Raw genomic sequence first — 16,047 nt, forward strand, 5'->3', positions numbered from 1 at the left:
GCTTGTTGATTGATGACGCCTGCGGGCGGCGAGAGAGAAACGATGGACACCCAAGCGATGAGCGTGCGTGGTTACGTGGCCGAACAAAGCAAGCGCGCGTTGGCGCTGCTGCTGTGCTTCACCGTGACCTGGACATCGTTCCCGGCGTGGGCGCAAGTTGCGCCGACGGCCAACCCCGGTGGTCAGACACCCGGCCAGCAGGTCGCGGCCAATGGCGTACCGGTGGTGGATATCGTTGCCCCCAATGCGCGCGGCATTTCGCACAATCGCTACAGCAATTTCAATGTCGGCCCAAATGGGTTGATCCTCAACAACAGCGCGCAGATCTCCAAGACCGAGCTGGGCGGCTATGTGGCCGGCAACAACAATCTGCAGCGCAGTGGTTCGGCATCGTTGATCCTCAACGAGGTCACCTCCACCACCAGCCGCCTGCAGGGTTACACCGAAATCGCCGGCGCCAAGGCGCAATTGGTCATTGCCAATCCCAATGGGATTTCCTGTGACGGCTGCGGATTTCTCAACACCTCGCGCGTCACGCTGACCACCGGCACGCCCAACCTGGGCGGCGATGGCGCATTGAATGGTTTCACCATCACCGGCGGGGCGCTCAGCATCGGCAGTAATGGTCTTGATGCCTTCAATGTGGATCGTCTGGATCTGCTGTCGCGTCAGCTCAGTGTCACTGGGTCGATCTGGACCAAGGAATTGGTCGCGAGTGCAGGCAAAGGACGCGTCAGCTACGACGGCATGTTGCTCGACGTGCTGCCCGGTACCGATGGCGCTGCGCCGTCGATCGGCATCGACGTCGCGCAGTTGGGCGGCATGTATGCCGACCGCATTCGTCTGATCGCCACCGAAGCCGGCGTGGGCGTGGTCAGCCGCGGCACCCTGGCCGCGCAGAGCGGCGACCTGCAGATCGACAGCGCCGGGCAAGTGAGTCTGAGCGGCACTGCCGTGGCACGCGATGGCTTGACTGTGCGGGCAGCCGGCGATCTGGACCAACGTGGCGTGCTCGGCTCGCAGCAGGGCGATGTCAGCCTGCGTGGCGCAGGGATGCGACTGGCCGGTGATCTGGTGGCCGCCGGCGCATTGAATGCGCAGGCCGACGGTGTGTTGAGCCATACCGGGCGTAGTAGCGCGGGGTCGATCCGTTTGTTCGGCTCCGAATTGACCGCCGATGGCAGCCTGCACACCACCGGCGCGCTGGAGCTGGGCGCTGACGGCGTGTTGCGCAGCGGTGGCGTGGCCTATGGCGGCATGGGCGCAACCCTGCGCGCGAATCGCATTGCGTTGTCCGGCACCCTGCAGAGCGCTAGCGCCATTGCATTGAGCGCAACCACCATCGATGCGCTGGGGGCACTGGATGCAGCGTCCGCACTGCGTGTGGCCGGCAGCGGTGATGTACGAATGGGCGGCTTGGCGCAGGCCGGGCGGGGTGTAGAGATCCAGGCCAGTGGACGCCTGGATGTGCAGGGTCAGGTGATCGCTGCCGATACGCTCGTGCTCGATGCCGCTGCGATCGCTATTGCGCAACGCGGCGCCGTTTCGGCTGGAACGGAGTTGGATCTGCGTAGCGCCGGCATGCTGAGCAATGCCGGCAGCGGCTATGCCGGGCGCGACTTGCGTCTTCAGGCCAACGATCTGACCACCACCGGTAGCCTGTCCGCTGCGCGTGATATGCAGGCAACCGTGATTGGCGGCGTGGTCAACGGCGGGACCATCGTCGCCGGAAATGCATTGACCGTAGACGCCGCACGGCTGGAAAGCAGCGGCGACATCGGGAGCCAACGCGGTGACGCCTCGCTGCGCAGCCGCGCTGGCCTGAGCGTGAGCGGCAACACGGTGGCAGGCGGCACGCTTGCATTGGATGCAGGCACGGACGCGCAGATGTCCGGCGCGGTCAACGCCGCCAGCGTGAATCTTCGTAGCGGCGGCGATACCACGGTGTCGGGGACGTTGCAGAGCACGCGTGGTGCACTGAACATCGCCGCCGGCGGCGCGCTGAGCAGTGATGCCCTCGTGCAATCGGCGGGTGTGCTCGGCCTGCAGGCGAACGATGCATTACGTCAACGTGGGCAGCTGCGTAGCGGCGGCACGCTGCAATTGCGCGGCTCCACTGTCGATCACGATGGTGTGATCGATGCAGGCAGCGATCTGCAGATTGCAAGCGCCAGCGATCTGGCCCTGAGCGGCACGGTGCAGAGCGCTGGCGCTGCGACCTTGCAGGCCGGTGGGCTGTTGGACAATCGCGCCAACGTGGTTGCAGCAGGTGCACTGCAAGTGGATGCGGCGTCGCTGCGTAATGCGCAGGGCGCGGCGTTTTCGTCCGATGCCGACGCGCGTCTGCGCAGCACCGGTACCTTCGATAACGCCGGTAGCCTCTATGCAGGCAATGCACTCCAACTTGCTGCTGACACGCTGACCCAGAGCGGCCGTGTCGGTTCGGGCAATACGCTGTCGGCATCGGTTGCAGGTGCGCTCGATAACAGCGGCAATGTCGTGGCAAAGAACGCCTTGCAGATCGAGGCTGGTAGCTTGCGCAGCAGCGGTCAACTCGGCAGCGAAGCGGCAGAGGTGCGTTTGAGCACCGACGGCGACATCACATTGCAGGGTGTGGTCGCCGCGGGTACGTCGCTGCAGGCCACGGCCGGTGGCGATCTTCAGCAGGCAGGTTCTGCGACCGCGCAGACCATGGCCCTCATTGCCGGACGCGATCTTGCGGCTGCCGGAACCCTGCGCGCTGCATCCACGCTGGAGATGCAGGCACAGCGCGCACTGACGTTTGCCGCACAGGGGCAGGTGGGTGGCGATGCCGCATTGCGTGCGGCCACGGTGATCAGCAACCAGGGTGCTGTGTTGCAGGCTGGCGGTGCGATCGCGCTGGACGGCGCGGCCATCGATAGCCGCGGCACGCTCGACGCTGGCAGCGATCTGCAGATACGCAGCGATGGCGATCTGTCTCTGGCCGGCATTGCACAGAGTGGACGTGATGTACATCTGAGCGCGGCCAACGCCGTCACCAATGCTGCGCAGGTTGTCGCAGGCCGCGATCTGACAGTGCAGGCGCGGCGTCTGGACAACACCGCCGCTGGCGTGTTGGCAGGCGAGGGCACTGTGGCCCTGACGACCACGGCACAGCTCAATACCGCCGGCCGCGTGCAGGCTGGTGGCGATGTGCAGCTCACCGCGGCAGCGCTGGACCAGGGAGGCAGCGTATCCGCGGGCGACGCGATGACGATTGCGGTAACGGGCACGCTGGAAAACCGCGGCGCGCTGGTTGCCAAGGATGCGATGCAGATCGATGCCGGCGCGTTGCGCAGCACCGGGCAGTTGGGCAGCGAACGTGCCGATGTGACATTGGCAAGCCAGAGCGTCATGCAGCTTGGGGGCGTGGTCGCCGCGGCAACCGCATTGCGCGCCACTGCCGGCAGCGATCTCGAGCAAGCCGGTGCGCTGAACGGGCACTCCGTGGCGCTACAGGCTGGCCGCGATCTCACGCTTGGTGGCACCCTGAATGCTGCATCTACCCTGGATCTGAAGGCCCAGCGCACGCTGGCCTTGAATGGGCAGGCAGCGAGCACGGGCAATGCCGTGCTCAACGGCGCCACCATCGCCACCGGCAGTGCCGCCGTGCTGCAGAGCGGTGCCACGATCACCCTGGAGGGCGAGGCGATCGATAGCCGTGGCTCGCTCGATGCGGCTTCCGATCTGAGCGTACGTAGCGCAGGCGATCTGACATTGGGCGGTATCGCCCAGGCCGGACGCGATGTCGCGCTGACTGCTGCCAGTGCGTTGCGTAATGGCGCGCAAGTTGTCGCCGCACGCGACCTCGCTGTGCAGGCGGCCAGCGCTGAAAACCTGACGAACGCGACGCTGGGCGCAATGCGCGATTTGCGTGTCGAGGTCGCTGGCATACTGGACAACAGCGGTACCTTGCACGGCGAGCGCGGGCTTACGTTGTCGACAGGATCGCTGTTGCAGCGCGGCCGACTCTATAGCGGCGATGCGATCTCGATTGCATCGACCGGTGCATTCGACAATCGGGGTCAACTGGTCTCCGGCAGGGATCTCAGCATCGCTGCCGGCAGCATTACCAGCACCGGGCAGCTTGGCTCGGTGAACGGCGCGCTGACGCTGACCAGTGAAAATGCGATCGATCTACAAGGCGTCGTGTCTGCCGCCACCACGCTGCAGGCCACTGCAGCGAGTGACCTGGTGCAATCCGGTTCGCTCACCGCGCAGACCGTTGGGCTGCAAGCGGGTCGCGACCTCACTACCGGCGGTACGCTGCAGTCGGCCTCCACATTGGATTTGCAGGCGCAGCGAGCGCTGGTCCTGAATGGTCAGGCGCAGGCTGGCAGCGATGCTGCGTTGCGCGGCAACAGCATCACCACCGGCACTGCCGCTGTGCTGAAAAGTGCTGGTTTTATCACCCTGGACGGCGCGGCAATCGACAGCCGCGGCACGCTCGACGCCGGCAGCGACCTGTATCTGCGCAGTACCGGCGCGCTGGCGTTGGCAGGCGTGGCGCAAGCCAATCGCGATGTCTTCCTCAGTGCCGATGGCGCGTTGAGCAACGCCAGCCAGGTCGTCGCAGGCCGTGACCTATCGGTGCAGGCAGGCTCTGTCAGCAATGCTGCCACGGGCACGCTGGCTGCACAGGGTGGCGTCGCACTTATCGCTGGCACCTTGCAGAACGCCGGCAGCGTGCAGAGCGGTGGCGATTTGCGCATGACCGCCACCAGTATCGACCAGAGTGGTGCCGCCATCGCCGGCAAGGCGTTGACTGTCACGGCGACCGGGCTGGTAGACAACCGAGGCAACTTGATCGCCAAGGATGCCTTGACTGTGGACGCAGGCAACCTGCGCAGCAGCGGGCAACTCGGCAGCGAAACGGCCAACGTCACATTGGTCAGCCGCGGCGACATTGCGTTGCAAGGTGTTGTTGCCGCCGCGACCACGCTGCAGGCGACCGCTGCAGGTGACCTGCAGCAGGGCGGCTCGCTCAAGGCGCATTCGGTCGCGTTGCACGCAGGGCGCGATCTGGTGGCAGCGGGTACGCTGCAGTCGGCCTCGTTCATGGACCTGCAGGCGCAGCGCACGCTGACGTTGAACGGCCAGGCCGTCAGTGCCGGTGACGCAACCTTACGCGGTGCAACGGTTACTACCGGACAGGCTGCAGTCCTGCAAGGCGGTGGGGCGATCAGTCTTGATGGCGCGGCGATCGACAGCCGCGGCGCATTGGATGCGGGCACCGACCTGGCTCTGCGCAGCACCGGCAACCTGGCAGTGGCAGGCGTGGCACAGGCCGATCGCGCTGTCGTGCTGAACGCGGCCGGCGCGTTGACCAACGCAGCGCAGGTTGTCGCCGGCCAGAATCTGTCCGTCACCGCAGCCAGTGCCAGCAACACCGCCACGGGCGTGCTGCTGGCGCAAGGCGATACCACGTTGTCCATCGCCGGCTTGCTCGACAATGCCGGCGCGATACGTGCAGGCAATCAATTGACGCTTGGTGTCGGTTCGCTGCGTCAGACCGGTCAGGCGTACGGCTTGCAGCGCTTGGGGCTGACCGCCGCAGGTGCGGTGGACAATCGCGGTGATTTGATTGGCGGTAACGGCCTGCGTGTGGAGGCCGCGCAGCTCGCCAGCACTGGTCAGCTCGGTAGCGAGCGCGGCGACGTCGCCTTGATCAGCCGTGGCAACCTGCAGCTCGACGGCAGCTTGGCAGCGGCGGGCGCGTTCTCTGCGCAAGCCGACGGTGCGTTGGCGCAAAGCGGCACCCTGAGTGCAGGCAGCACGCTCGACCTGCGCTCGAAAAGCGATCTGACCCTTGCAGGTCAGCTACGCGGCCAGCAGATCACGCTGGCCAGCGACGCCGTGGTGCGTCAGCAGGGCGTCGTCAGTGGTGCGACGGTGGAGCTGCAAGGCGCGCGTATCGAAAACGCCGGGCAGACCACCGCCGCCGGAAATCTGAGCCTGCGTGCGGGCGAGATCAGCATCGCCGGTACGGTGGGTGCGGGCATTGCCGGCGATGGCAACCTCGGAACCGGCAGCACGCTGAGCCTCGTCGCAGATCGCCAGCTGAGTGCCTCGGGCAAGGTGTTGGCGGGCGGCAATCTGCTCGCGCAAGGCGCCCAGCTGCAGCTGGCCGGTGCCAGCACGCGCGCTACCGCCAATGTCGCGCTGACCACCAGCGGTAGTCTCGACCATCGTGGCGGTGATCTGCTCGCCGGCGGCACACTAACCGTGCAGGCGGGCGGCACCATCGATAACGGCCGTCTCAATGGTACTGGCGGCCAAGTGCAGGCCACGCAACTCAGTGTCGACGGCGGCAGCTTGAACAATGCCGGCGGCCGTCTCGTTCAAAGTGGTATCGGCGCGACGCGCGTGAGCATTGCTGGCGCAATCGACAACACGTCGGGAACCGTGGCAAGCAATGGGCAGGATCTGACCATCACTGCCGCAAGCCTTGAGAATGCGCAGGGACGGATCGAGCACGCTGGTACCGGCACTGCGTCGGTCACCAGTCGTGGTGCATTGAGCAATGCAGACGGTCGCATCGTCTCGCAGGGGGCGCTGAACATAAGCGCCAGCAGCGGTATGAACAATCAGGGCGGCACGGTTGCTGCCGCTGGTGACGCAACGCTTACTGCGGCCAACCTCAACAATATCGGCGGTTCGGTCGCCGCACGTGGTCTGACGGTGCAAAGTGGTGGCGCTGTCGACAACCGTAGTGGCCTACTGCAGGCCAGCGGTGGTGCCCTGACCTTGCGTGGCGACAGCCTAAGCAATAGCGGTGGCACGGTGCAGGCGGTGAGTAGCGGTAGTGCGGGCGGCACTCTGCGCGTCGAACTCAATCGTGGCCTGGACAACGGCAACGGCACGATCGGTGCCAGCACCGACGCGGTGATCACCGCGGAAAACATCGCAAGCTCCGGCGGCAGCCTGCAAGCAGGGCGCGATCTCAGCATCACTGCACGCGGCCAGTTGGACAACCATCAAGGCGGCAAGCTCAGCGCCGGCCGCGATCTCAATGTTGCAGTGACAGGCGCGCTGCTCAACAGCGGCGGCCAGCTCGACGCTGCTAACGCACTCACCGTCTCGGGCGGACGCATCGACAATACCCAGGGCAGCATTGTCAACAATGGCGGCGGTCTGACGCGTGTCAGTACAGGCGGTGCGTTGACCAACACCAGCGGCAATCTTGGTGGCCGTGGCAGCGTGGTGATCGATGCGGCCAACATTGCCAACAACGGTGGCCAGCTGGTCGCTGGTGGTGATCTCATCGCCAATACCAACGGCTTGAACAACCAGGGCGGCAATGTCTACGCAGGTGCAAGCTTCCTGTTGCAGCGCGCAGGCGCCACGCTGGATAACCAGAACGGCAAGATCAAGGCCGAGCAGGCAGTCCGGCTGAATCTGCAGAACCTGAGCAATGCCGGCGGCCAGATCGGTGCCGGCAGCGCGATCGGTGGTGCTGGCGATGTGGTGATCGATACCGTCGGCTTCGACGGTGGCGGCAGCATCCTGGCGCAGAACCTGCTCGATCTGACCCTGCGCAGCGACTACACGCATCGCGCCGGCGCAGACTTGGTCAGCAACGGCGATTTCAACCTGCGCGTGGGCGGTAACCTGGTCAACGAAGCCACGCTCAAGGCCGCGCGTCGCCTGGACATTACCGCCAGCAGCATCGCCAACCGTGCCGGCGCCAACATCCTGTCCAACGATACACGTCTCAACGGCGGCAATGTCATCGACAACGCCGGCAGCATTTCCGGCAACGGCGCGTTGTCGCTTGTCGCCAACAGCGTCTACAACACCGGCAGTATCGTCGGCGGTAATGTCACGGTGAATACCGGCACCCTAGTCAACGGCGCCGACTTCGGTGGCGCCACCGACAATGCCGCCTACGGCTCAGCCTTGCTCGGCTCCACCGGCAACATGAACCTGATCGTGCGCGACCAGCTGCTCAACCGCGACGCGCGCATCTTCAGCCTTGGCAATATCGCCATTGGTGCCGCGCAGGATGGGGGCGGCACCCTGGTAGCGCGTACGGGTGTGGTGAATAACCTCTCGGGCAGTATTGAGGCAGATGGGAGCATTTTGATTGCGGCTGGGCAATTGAATAACCGGCGGCGCGTGGTGAACACAACCAGCGTCTCCACCGATCCCGGCAGCGACGATGTGTATTCGGGCGGAGAGCTCATCGAAGGCAAGGCAATCCGGAATCTGCAAGGCGCGCGCGCGCCTTATCCCTATACAGGGCTCGCACCGGGTATCTATCGCAACTATCAGGTGATCCAGCAGGAGCAGCTGTCTTCTGCAAGCGCAGAGGGGAGAATCGCGGCAGGCGGAAACATCTTGCTGTCGGGGAGCGTGACGAATAATGCGTCGACCATCGCTGCGGCAGGCCTGTTCGCTGCTAACCAGCGAGGTCTTGGTGGGCTCTCGGACGGAATGATCGTAGGCGGCGAGCAGCTACTTAACCAAGCACTGGCGTTGAACCAGACGGTTCGGCAAAGCGACGTGGAACATATCGTTACCGCGATCACTAATGACTGCATGCAGCCGGTCGGGCAGAAGGTCGTTTGCTATTACGAAGAAGAAGACCAGAGGCTCAACTCCTCGACGATCAATAGCAGCTATATCGCGCTAGGCGCCAGCATGACTGGCAACCAAGGCGTCAGCCTCAATGGCGCGAATATCAGCAACGGCGCTGTTGGTAGCGATGGTCGTGCCATCAGTGGCGCTTCGCTGAATGGCGTAGGCGCTCAAGGTGGCCTGAGTGGTCGCACCGTGCAAAGCGCCGCAGGAGTGGGTGGCCAAGCAGTGATCGGCCGCGCCACTGGTGGAGCGAGCAGTATCCGTGTTGCCACCGGCACTAGCGGCAGCGCAGGCACTCAAGTCGGCGCCAACACGCAGGACGCCACGCTCGCCACATCGGGCGGTATCGTCAAGATGTCGGTTGCACCGGTGATGTCCAACGACAGTGGGCTGGTGCGCAGCACCGTCGATCAGACAACTGTGCAACCCACCGCAGCTGGTACCGGTGTCACGGCCGGTGCGAACGAAACCCGCACGCGTGTCGACCCCGCCACCATCCCGGTGGCCAACATCGTGGGCGGCGGCCAGACCTCGCTGACGCAGATCGACCTACCCATCGGTGGGCTGTATCGCCTGTCCAATGGCACGGCGACTGACCGCACCGCCATGGGTCGCGCAGCAACCGGCCTCGGTGGCATCAACGCCTGGCGCAGCAATGGCCCGGGCCGTCGCTACCTGATCGAGACCGACCCGCGCTTCGTCAACTACGACAACTTCATCAGCAGCGACTTCCTGCTAGACAAGCTGGGCGTGGACCCGGAGTGGACCCAGACCCGCCTGGGCGACGGCTTCTATGAGCAGCGCCTGGTGCTGGACCAGATCACCCAGCTCACCGGTCGTCGCTACCTGGGCAACTACGCCGATGGCGTGGCGCAATACCGCGCCTTGCTGGAATCCGGTGTGGCTGCCGCAGGCCAGCTGCAATTGAGCATGGGCGTGGGTTTGACCGCCGCGCAGGCCGCTGCGCTCACCCAAGACATCGTGTGGATGGTGGAGCAGGACTACCAGGGCCAGAAAGTGTTGGTGCCGGTGGTCTACCTGGCCTCCAACTCGCTGCAGCTGCGCGGCAATGGCGCCTTGATCGCTGGCGGCAACGTCGAGCTCAACGCCACCAACGCCATGAGCAACCAGGGCGTCATCGCCGGTGCCGATGTCAGCGTCACTGCCGGCAATCTGCTCAACCAGGGCCGCATCAGCGGCACCGGCACCGTGACATTGGAAGCGCGCAACGACCTGCTCAACCAGGGCCAGATCCAGGGCCGCGATGTCGCACTGGTGGCCGGCAACAACCTGGTCAGCGAAGCGGCCAAGGCCATCAACGGCGTCGGCATCCTGTCGGGCATCACTGCCAGCAACACCCTGCAACTGATGGCCGGCAACGACATGACGTTGACCGGCACCCGCGTGCAGGCCGGCGGTAGTGCGGCGTTGATCGCAGGCAATAACCTCAGTCTCACGCCCAGCGCCTTGCGCGACGACAACGGCCTGCTGCGCGGCGGCGATGCGGTGTCGGTGACCACTGGCAAGGACCTGATCGTGTCTGCAGGCAACGACCTGCAATTGCACGGCGTGACCATCGCGGCCGGCGGAAGCGCCGCGCTGCAGGCAGGCAATAACCTGTCGCTGACGCCGACCATCGGTCTGGACGGCAAGGTCGCCACCCGCACCAGCATCAGCACCGGCGACAGTCTGCAGCTGACCGCCGGCAACGACCTGACCATTCGCCAGGCCGAGGTCAAGGCTGGCGGTGATCTGATCGCTGCAGCGGGCAACAACCTCAATGTCGAGTCCGTACTCAACGACAGCGAGACCAACAGCTACAACTCGCGCAACGGCAAGACCCGCGTCACTACCACGACCACTACGCAAACCATCGACCAACAGGCGCTCACTGCCGGCGGCAACCTGATCCTCAGCGCCGGCAACGACGTCAACCTGGTCGCTGCCAAGCTCGATGCAGGCAAGGGCTTGGGGATCAGCGCCGGCAACGACATCAACGCCAGCACGCTGACCACGGTGGACACCAGCGATGTCCTGGAGACGCGCAAGCGCTTCAAGCAGACCACCAGCACCCGCGACGAAACCGTCCACGGCACCGAGTTCACTGCCGGCGGCAACCTCGCCATGCAGGCCGGCAACGACATCACCCTCACCGCCGCATCGGCCGCCACCAAGGAAGGCGGCATCACCCTGGCCGCCGGCAACGACGTCAACCTGCTCGCCGCCAGCGAGCAGCACGATGCCGTGCAGGACATGACCAAGAAGAAGAAGGGCACGTTCTCGAGCAAGACGACGACCACGCATGATGAGTGGCACGACAACGTGGCGATCACCACCACGCTCAGTGGCGATACGGTGCAGATTGCGGCGGGCAATGACTTGCTGTCGCAGGGCGCGCAGGTCGCCAGCACTGGCGATGTGGTGTTGGCCGCAGGCAACAACCTCACGCTGGACGCAGTGCAAAACACGCACAGCGAAGAGCATGAGAAGACGGTCAAGAAGTCCGGTCTATATGGTGGTGGCGGATTCAGCGTCGCATTGGGCGTGACCAAGAAAGCCGATGGTCTGGACGTCACCGAGGTCACCAATACCGGCAGTCTGGTCGGCAGCACCGATGGCGCGGTGACGATGACTGCTGGCAACAAGGTCGCCATTACCGGTAGCGACGTACTGAGCGCCACCAGCACCACCATCGTGGGTAAGGAAGTCACGATTGCCGCGGCGGAAAACACCGTGGATACGGTGCAAACGTCCAAGCAGCAGAGTGCAGGCATCACCTTGGGGTTGACTGGTGGGGTAGTGGCTGCGGCGGAAGCGGCCTATAGCGCGACCAAACGTGGTTCGGAGGTAGAAGACGATCGTCTAAAGGCACTTTATGCCGCCAAGGCGGGATATGCAGTCAGCGATGGCGTGGCCGAGTATCAGGCAGCTGCGGCCGCTGGCAGCGGTATGGGGGGCGTGAGTCTGCGCATCGGGATCGGTGCTAGCAGTGCGTCGAGCAAGACAACTACGCATGAGGAAACTACTGGCGGTAGCCGCATCCTGAGCGACGGCAACGTCACCATCGCAGCGACCGGCGGCGACCTGAATGTCATCGGCAGCAAGATCAATGGTGAAAACGTCGCGCTCTCTGCTGCGAACGATCTGAACTTGCTGAGTAATTTGGAGACCAACACCAACAAGTCGGAGAACAAAAACGCCGGTGGCGAGATTGGTGTCAGCGTTGGCACAACGACGGGTGTGTATCTCACTGCCTATGCTGGTAAAGGCAGTGCCAAGGGCAATAGTGACGTACACGCTGAGAGCGTGGTGACCGCCAACGATAGGTTGACGTTGATCAGTGGCAACGACACCACGATCAAGGGCGCACAAGCAATCGGCGACAAGGTGCTGGCCGATGTTGGTGGTGACCTGCTGATCCAAAGTGAGCAAGACACCAGCGACTACAAGAGCAAACAGCAACAGGCGGGCATGACGTTGGTGTGGGGCTTTAGCGGCAGTAGTGCGAACTACAGTCAGCAGAAGGTCAATAGTAGCTACACGAGTGTCAACGAACAGAGCGGCATTCAGGCCGGCAATGGTGGGTTCGACATCAGTGTTGGCGGCAATACGCACCTCGTTGGCGGCGCAATTGCAAGTATGGCGGATGCGACACTCAACCGCCTGTCCACGGGCAGCCTGACGGTAGAAGATCTTCAAAACGAAGCAAAGGCAAAGGCATCCAACATCGGTGTGGGCGCGGGGACCAGTGGTGCTGGATTAGCGCAATCCGCCGCAAGTGCAGGACTCAGTGCTCTGGGCAGCGCCAATAGCAATGCAATGAGTACTACTCGCAGTGACATTGCTGCTGGTGCTATTGAAATACGTAGTAAGGATCTCAGTGCACTGGAAGGCCTGGAACGTAGCGCTTCGATGCTTGATGGCAATAGCATCAAGGCGATTGATACGAACAAGTTGCAGGAACAGGTCGAGCTGAGCCAGGTTGCAGGCGAAGTCGGATTCCGTACTGCCAAAGAAGTGATTGCTGCACGGCGTGACGCGGCAACAGAAGAGCTCAAAGCCGCAGCCGAGGATTATCAAGCTGCTACAACCGATGAAGAGCGTGCAGCAGCAGCGGTGCGGCGTGACGCCGCTCAGTCCAGTCTGAAGCAGTGGTCCGATGGCGGTAATGCCAAGATGGCAACTCAGGTACTGGCAGGCGTATTCCAGGCCAGTCTGGGCGGGGGCAGTGCTCTAGGCGCTGCTGCTGGTGTAGCTGCCAACGAAGGATTCCTGACCAAGCTATCAGCAAGCATCAACAAAGGTGTGGATGGCGATGGTATTGCCCACGAAGGGGCGATGAACCTGGCCAGCATCGGCTTGGGTCTGATCGCCGGTGGTCTGTTGGGCGATGCCACGTCGGGTGCCATCGCTGCCAACACCTCTCAGCAGTATGGCTATTACGACTACCGGGACGGTAAGCGACAGCTGCTGGCTTCCGACGCTCTGCGCGCGATGGCCGGCGGTGACGAAGCCCTGTTGCAAGGCATGCGTACGCTGATCAACGAGGCAATCAAGAATGGTGCAGATCCGGCCAGCCTTGCGGCGGCGCTGACAACGCCTGGCGTCGCCAACAACATGGCCGGTATGGCGCTGGTTGAAGCATCGGCGCAGAGGGAATTCGGCAAGAGTTTCAGTGCGCTGGATATGGTGGATCAGAAGTCGGTTCTCGGGCTGCTGGGTAAGGTCTATGTTGAAGGCGCCCAAAGCATCGATCTTGATGGACAGCCTCTCGCTGCTATTGGAAGTGCCGAGAAGCTTCCAGCAGTAGAGGTAGTCGGTAAATCGTCCGGGGGGCTACTGCACGCCGGTCAGCTGGTCAGCGGGGTCATCGAGAGTGGTGGGCGAGGCGTTGAGAAAGCAAGCAACTGGCTGGGCCAAGACACAGCATTGGCGCTCGCTTACGTGGCAATGGCGGCTGCTGGAGGCCCGGTCAAGACTGTTGCGAGTACGCTGTTCGAAAACTCTGCGCCAGGCGAGTTCTTGCTGAACAAGAAACAGCAGTATCTGGTCGATCCGTTTGGTAATTTTCTAGGGACCTATGGCCTAGGAGCCCAGAACGAGCAGCAGCTTCAATCGGTACGGCCTGCCACCAATATGATGGCAGGGATGGGCGTCGACTCGATGGCGTCCGTTATTGGTGTTATTAGTACAGGGAAGGCAGCCAACAGCCTTCTTGAGAGCTCGCAGGGTATTGGAAAGAAAATTGATGACGCCGAAGGTAAGATTGTTTGGGTTGATGAAAAAGCGTCGATGAGTTCCAAAGCGCGCGATTATAATGACTCTGCCCCAGGTGCGCGATCAAACGTGGAAACCCAAGCATCGCAAGCGCCTTCAATCACGAGGACTATGCCAGATGGAACGGAACGGCCTGTCAAGTTCGACGGTGTTGACGCAGATGTGTTGGTGGATCGTAAAATATCAGTGGTTACCACGCCAAAGGCGAAAGATCAGGCGTTACGTCAATCTCAAGCTTTGTCAGAACAGGGTTTAACCGGTCGCTGGGAAGTGCCCACACAGGCGCAGGCTAATCGTGCCAAGAAAATGTTCGAAGAGCTTGGTATTAACAACATAACTGTAGAGGTGGTTAAGCCATGAGTGAAGCTAATAAAACTTTTGCCAAAGTTATAGCTAATTTTTGTAATTTTCTAGAGTTTTCTGATGCTAAAGTTGTCGATCAAGATGCGGCTGTTCAGATGATGGAGCAGTTGGCCTTTGAGCTGCAGGAACTTCCTGATATTGAAAGGGTTCTGCTGTGTTCTGATTTGGTTTCGGAATCTTTAAATTATGAGGGTGAGGTTGCCGATTTTGTGAAAAATCTTCCAAGCTCACTTGGTTTGAATGAATAGAAATCAGATCGTCAGGGACGGAGATAACTAAGCGACGGTCGCCACCGGCACCAGCGGCAGCGCAGGCGCCTAAGTCGGCCCTAGCACGCAGGATGCGTCGCTCGCTGCATTTGGCGGCATCGTCAAGATGCCGGTCGCAACGGTCATGTCCAATGATAGCGGGCTGGTACGCAGTACGGTCGATCAGGCAACTGTGCAGACCACCGCCGCCGGTACCGTGTCACCGCAGGTGCAAACGAAACGCGCACACGTGTCGACCCCGCCACCATTCCCGTCCCAACATTGTTGGCAGCAGGCAGGCCTTGCTAAGGTTAAATAAGCATGAATTTTGAAAAAATAAGTTTTGGAGTTGGGCCAATCCTAAAGGGAATGGCGCGATCTAAGGTAAGGGAAATATTGGGTGATTTTGATGAGTTTAGTAAAAACTCTTTTGCAAAAAACACTACTGATAACTTTTCTAAGCATAAGGTCCATGTATTTTATTCAGAATCCTATATTGTGGAGGGTGCTGAGTTCATGAGTGGGGCAAATTTATCAATTGATGGAATAAAAATTTTTGATGAAAATATTGAAGATTTTTTAAAAAAAGCTAGTGATATTGGATTGAATTTTGAAAGAGATGATCTTGGTGTCGTGCTACCAGATGTTGAGACTTCGTTATTTTCCCCGGATGGTTATTTTATAAAGTCTGTTTACTTTCAGCTTTGACGAGTATCGTGGTGAGGCATTATTAACAGTAATTTCTACCGATGTGAAATCTAATAAAAATCCGAGTGTGGACGCCTCTGAGGGCTACCAAATGAACTGTGTAACCGATTCGCTCTTTATCAATTACGACAACTTCATCAGCAGTGACTTCCTGCTGGACAAACTGGGCGTTCACTCGATTTGAACTCAGAGCCACCTGGGCTATGGCGCCCATGAACGGCGCCTAGTGTTGGACCCAAGCCGCCCAGCTTACCGGTCGTCGCTCTGCGCTGGATTGCGCTTGCATGCGCGGATGCGCTACACGGCTTAGCCATCCTTGGGCGCCTTGGGCCGGTCACCGTTGCCGATTAGCGCCTGAAAGAGATTTTTCAGGGACGACTAGCAAGACTCACGACTAGCTCGCCATCGCGCATGCGAATGCTGATTTTGCTGCCAATAACAAAGCCAAGTTGTTCCAACCAGCGACCGCGCAAACGCAGTGTAGGAACACGTTGATCGCTTGCGTGATAGTAGCCATAACCGACTGTCAGTTGTTGCGGAGGGCGCGGGCGACGTACGACGCGCCGTTGTTTTACCAGGTCGGCGGCGTTGGCGGATTCAATCTCTTCGTGGGTGAGCATCGGGGGGAGCGGCGACTCTTTGATGCGCCAGACCGCGTCCAGGGGTGGTTGACGCTTTGCGCGCTTGCGCGTGGTGGTGCGAGATGGCGGTTGACGCATGGCAAAGCCCTCCGTTGCGAACAGGCGCCGTCGCCGATCAGCGACGGGATGTCGGGAGGTTAGAAACCGCACGTAGCCGGCGGGCATATTCCCCTTGCGGGTGTTGTATTAGCCGCCCTCCCGACGCA

4 protein-coding genes and 2 pseudogenes are annotated in these 16,047 nt (G+C 61.6%); 5 read left to right on the forward strand and 1 reads right to left on the reverse strand.

Annotation, left to right across the window (positions count from 1 at the left end; all coding sequences use genetic code 11):
* The first annotated feature begins 42 nt into the window (after positions 1–42).
* The 5 genes and pseudogenes from BJD12_RS00470 to BJD12_RS25275 form a co-directional block, all read left to right on the forward strand.
* Positions 43–14,241, forward strand: a complete 14,199-nt coding sequence (locus BJD12_RS00470; protein WP_229003633.1) for a two-partner secretion domain-containing protein — start codon at positions 43–45, stop codon at positions 14,239–14,241.
* A complete protein-coding gene (locus BJD12_RS00475) occupies positions 14,238–14,492 on the forward strand; it encodes a hypothetical protein (protein WP_005996799.1) in 255 nt (84 codons plus the stop codon). Before BJD12_RS00470 ends, BJD12_RS00475 begins: the two co-directional genes overlap by 4 nt.
* 37 nt (positions 14,493–14,529) lie before the next feature.
* Positions 14,530–14,792 (forward strand): annotated as a pseudogene (locus BJD12_RS25270) (hypothetical protein); the annotation flags it as partial.
* A gap of 21 nt (positions 14,793–14,813) precedes the next feature.
* Positions 14,814–15,200: a hypothetical protein gene (locus BJD12_RS24000; RefSeq protein WP_005996801.1), complete on the forward strand. Its 387-nt coding sequence runs from the start codon at positions 14,814–14,816 to the stop codon at positions 15,198–15,200.
* A 67-nt stretch (positions 15,201–15,267) separates the two neighbouring features.
* A pseudogene (locus BJD12_RS25275) lies at positions 15,268–15,463 on the forward strand (hypothetical protein); the annotation flags it as partial.
* Between the two features lie 105 nt (positions 15,464–15,568).
* On the opposite strand, the gene BJD12_RS00480 reads toward BJD12_RS25275, so the two are convergent.
* Positions 15,569–15,919, reverse strand: coding sequence for a SymE family type I addiction module toxin (locus tag BJD12_RS00480; protein WP_074059284.1), 351 nt, complete (start codon positions 15,917–15,919; stop codon positions 15,569–15,571).
* Positions 15,920–16,047: the final 128 nt, after the last annotated feature.

Source organism: Xanthomonas vesicatoria ATCC 35937 (assembly GCF_001908725.1).
GTDB lineage: Bacteria > Pseudomonadota > Gammaproteobacteria > Xanthomonadales > Xanthomonadaceae > Xanthomonas > Xanthomonas vesicatoria.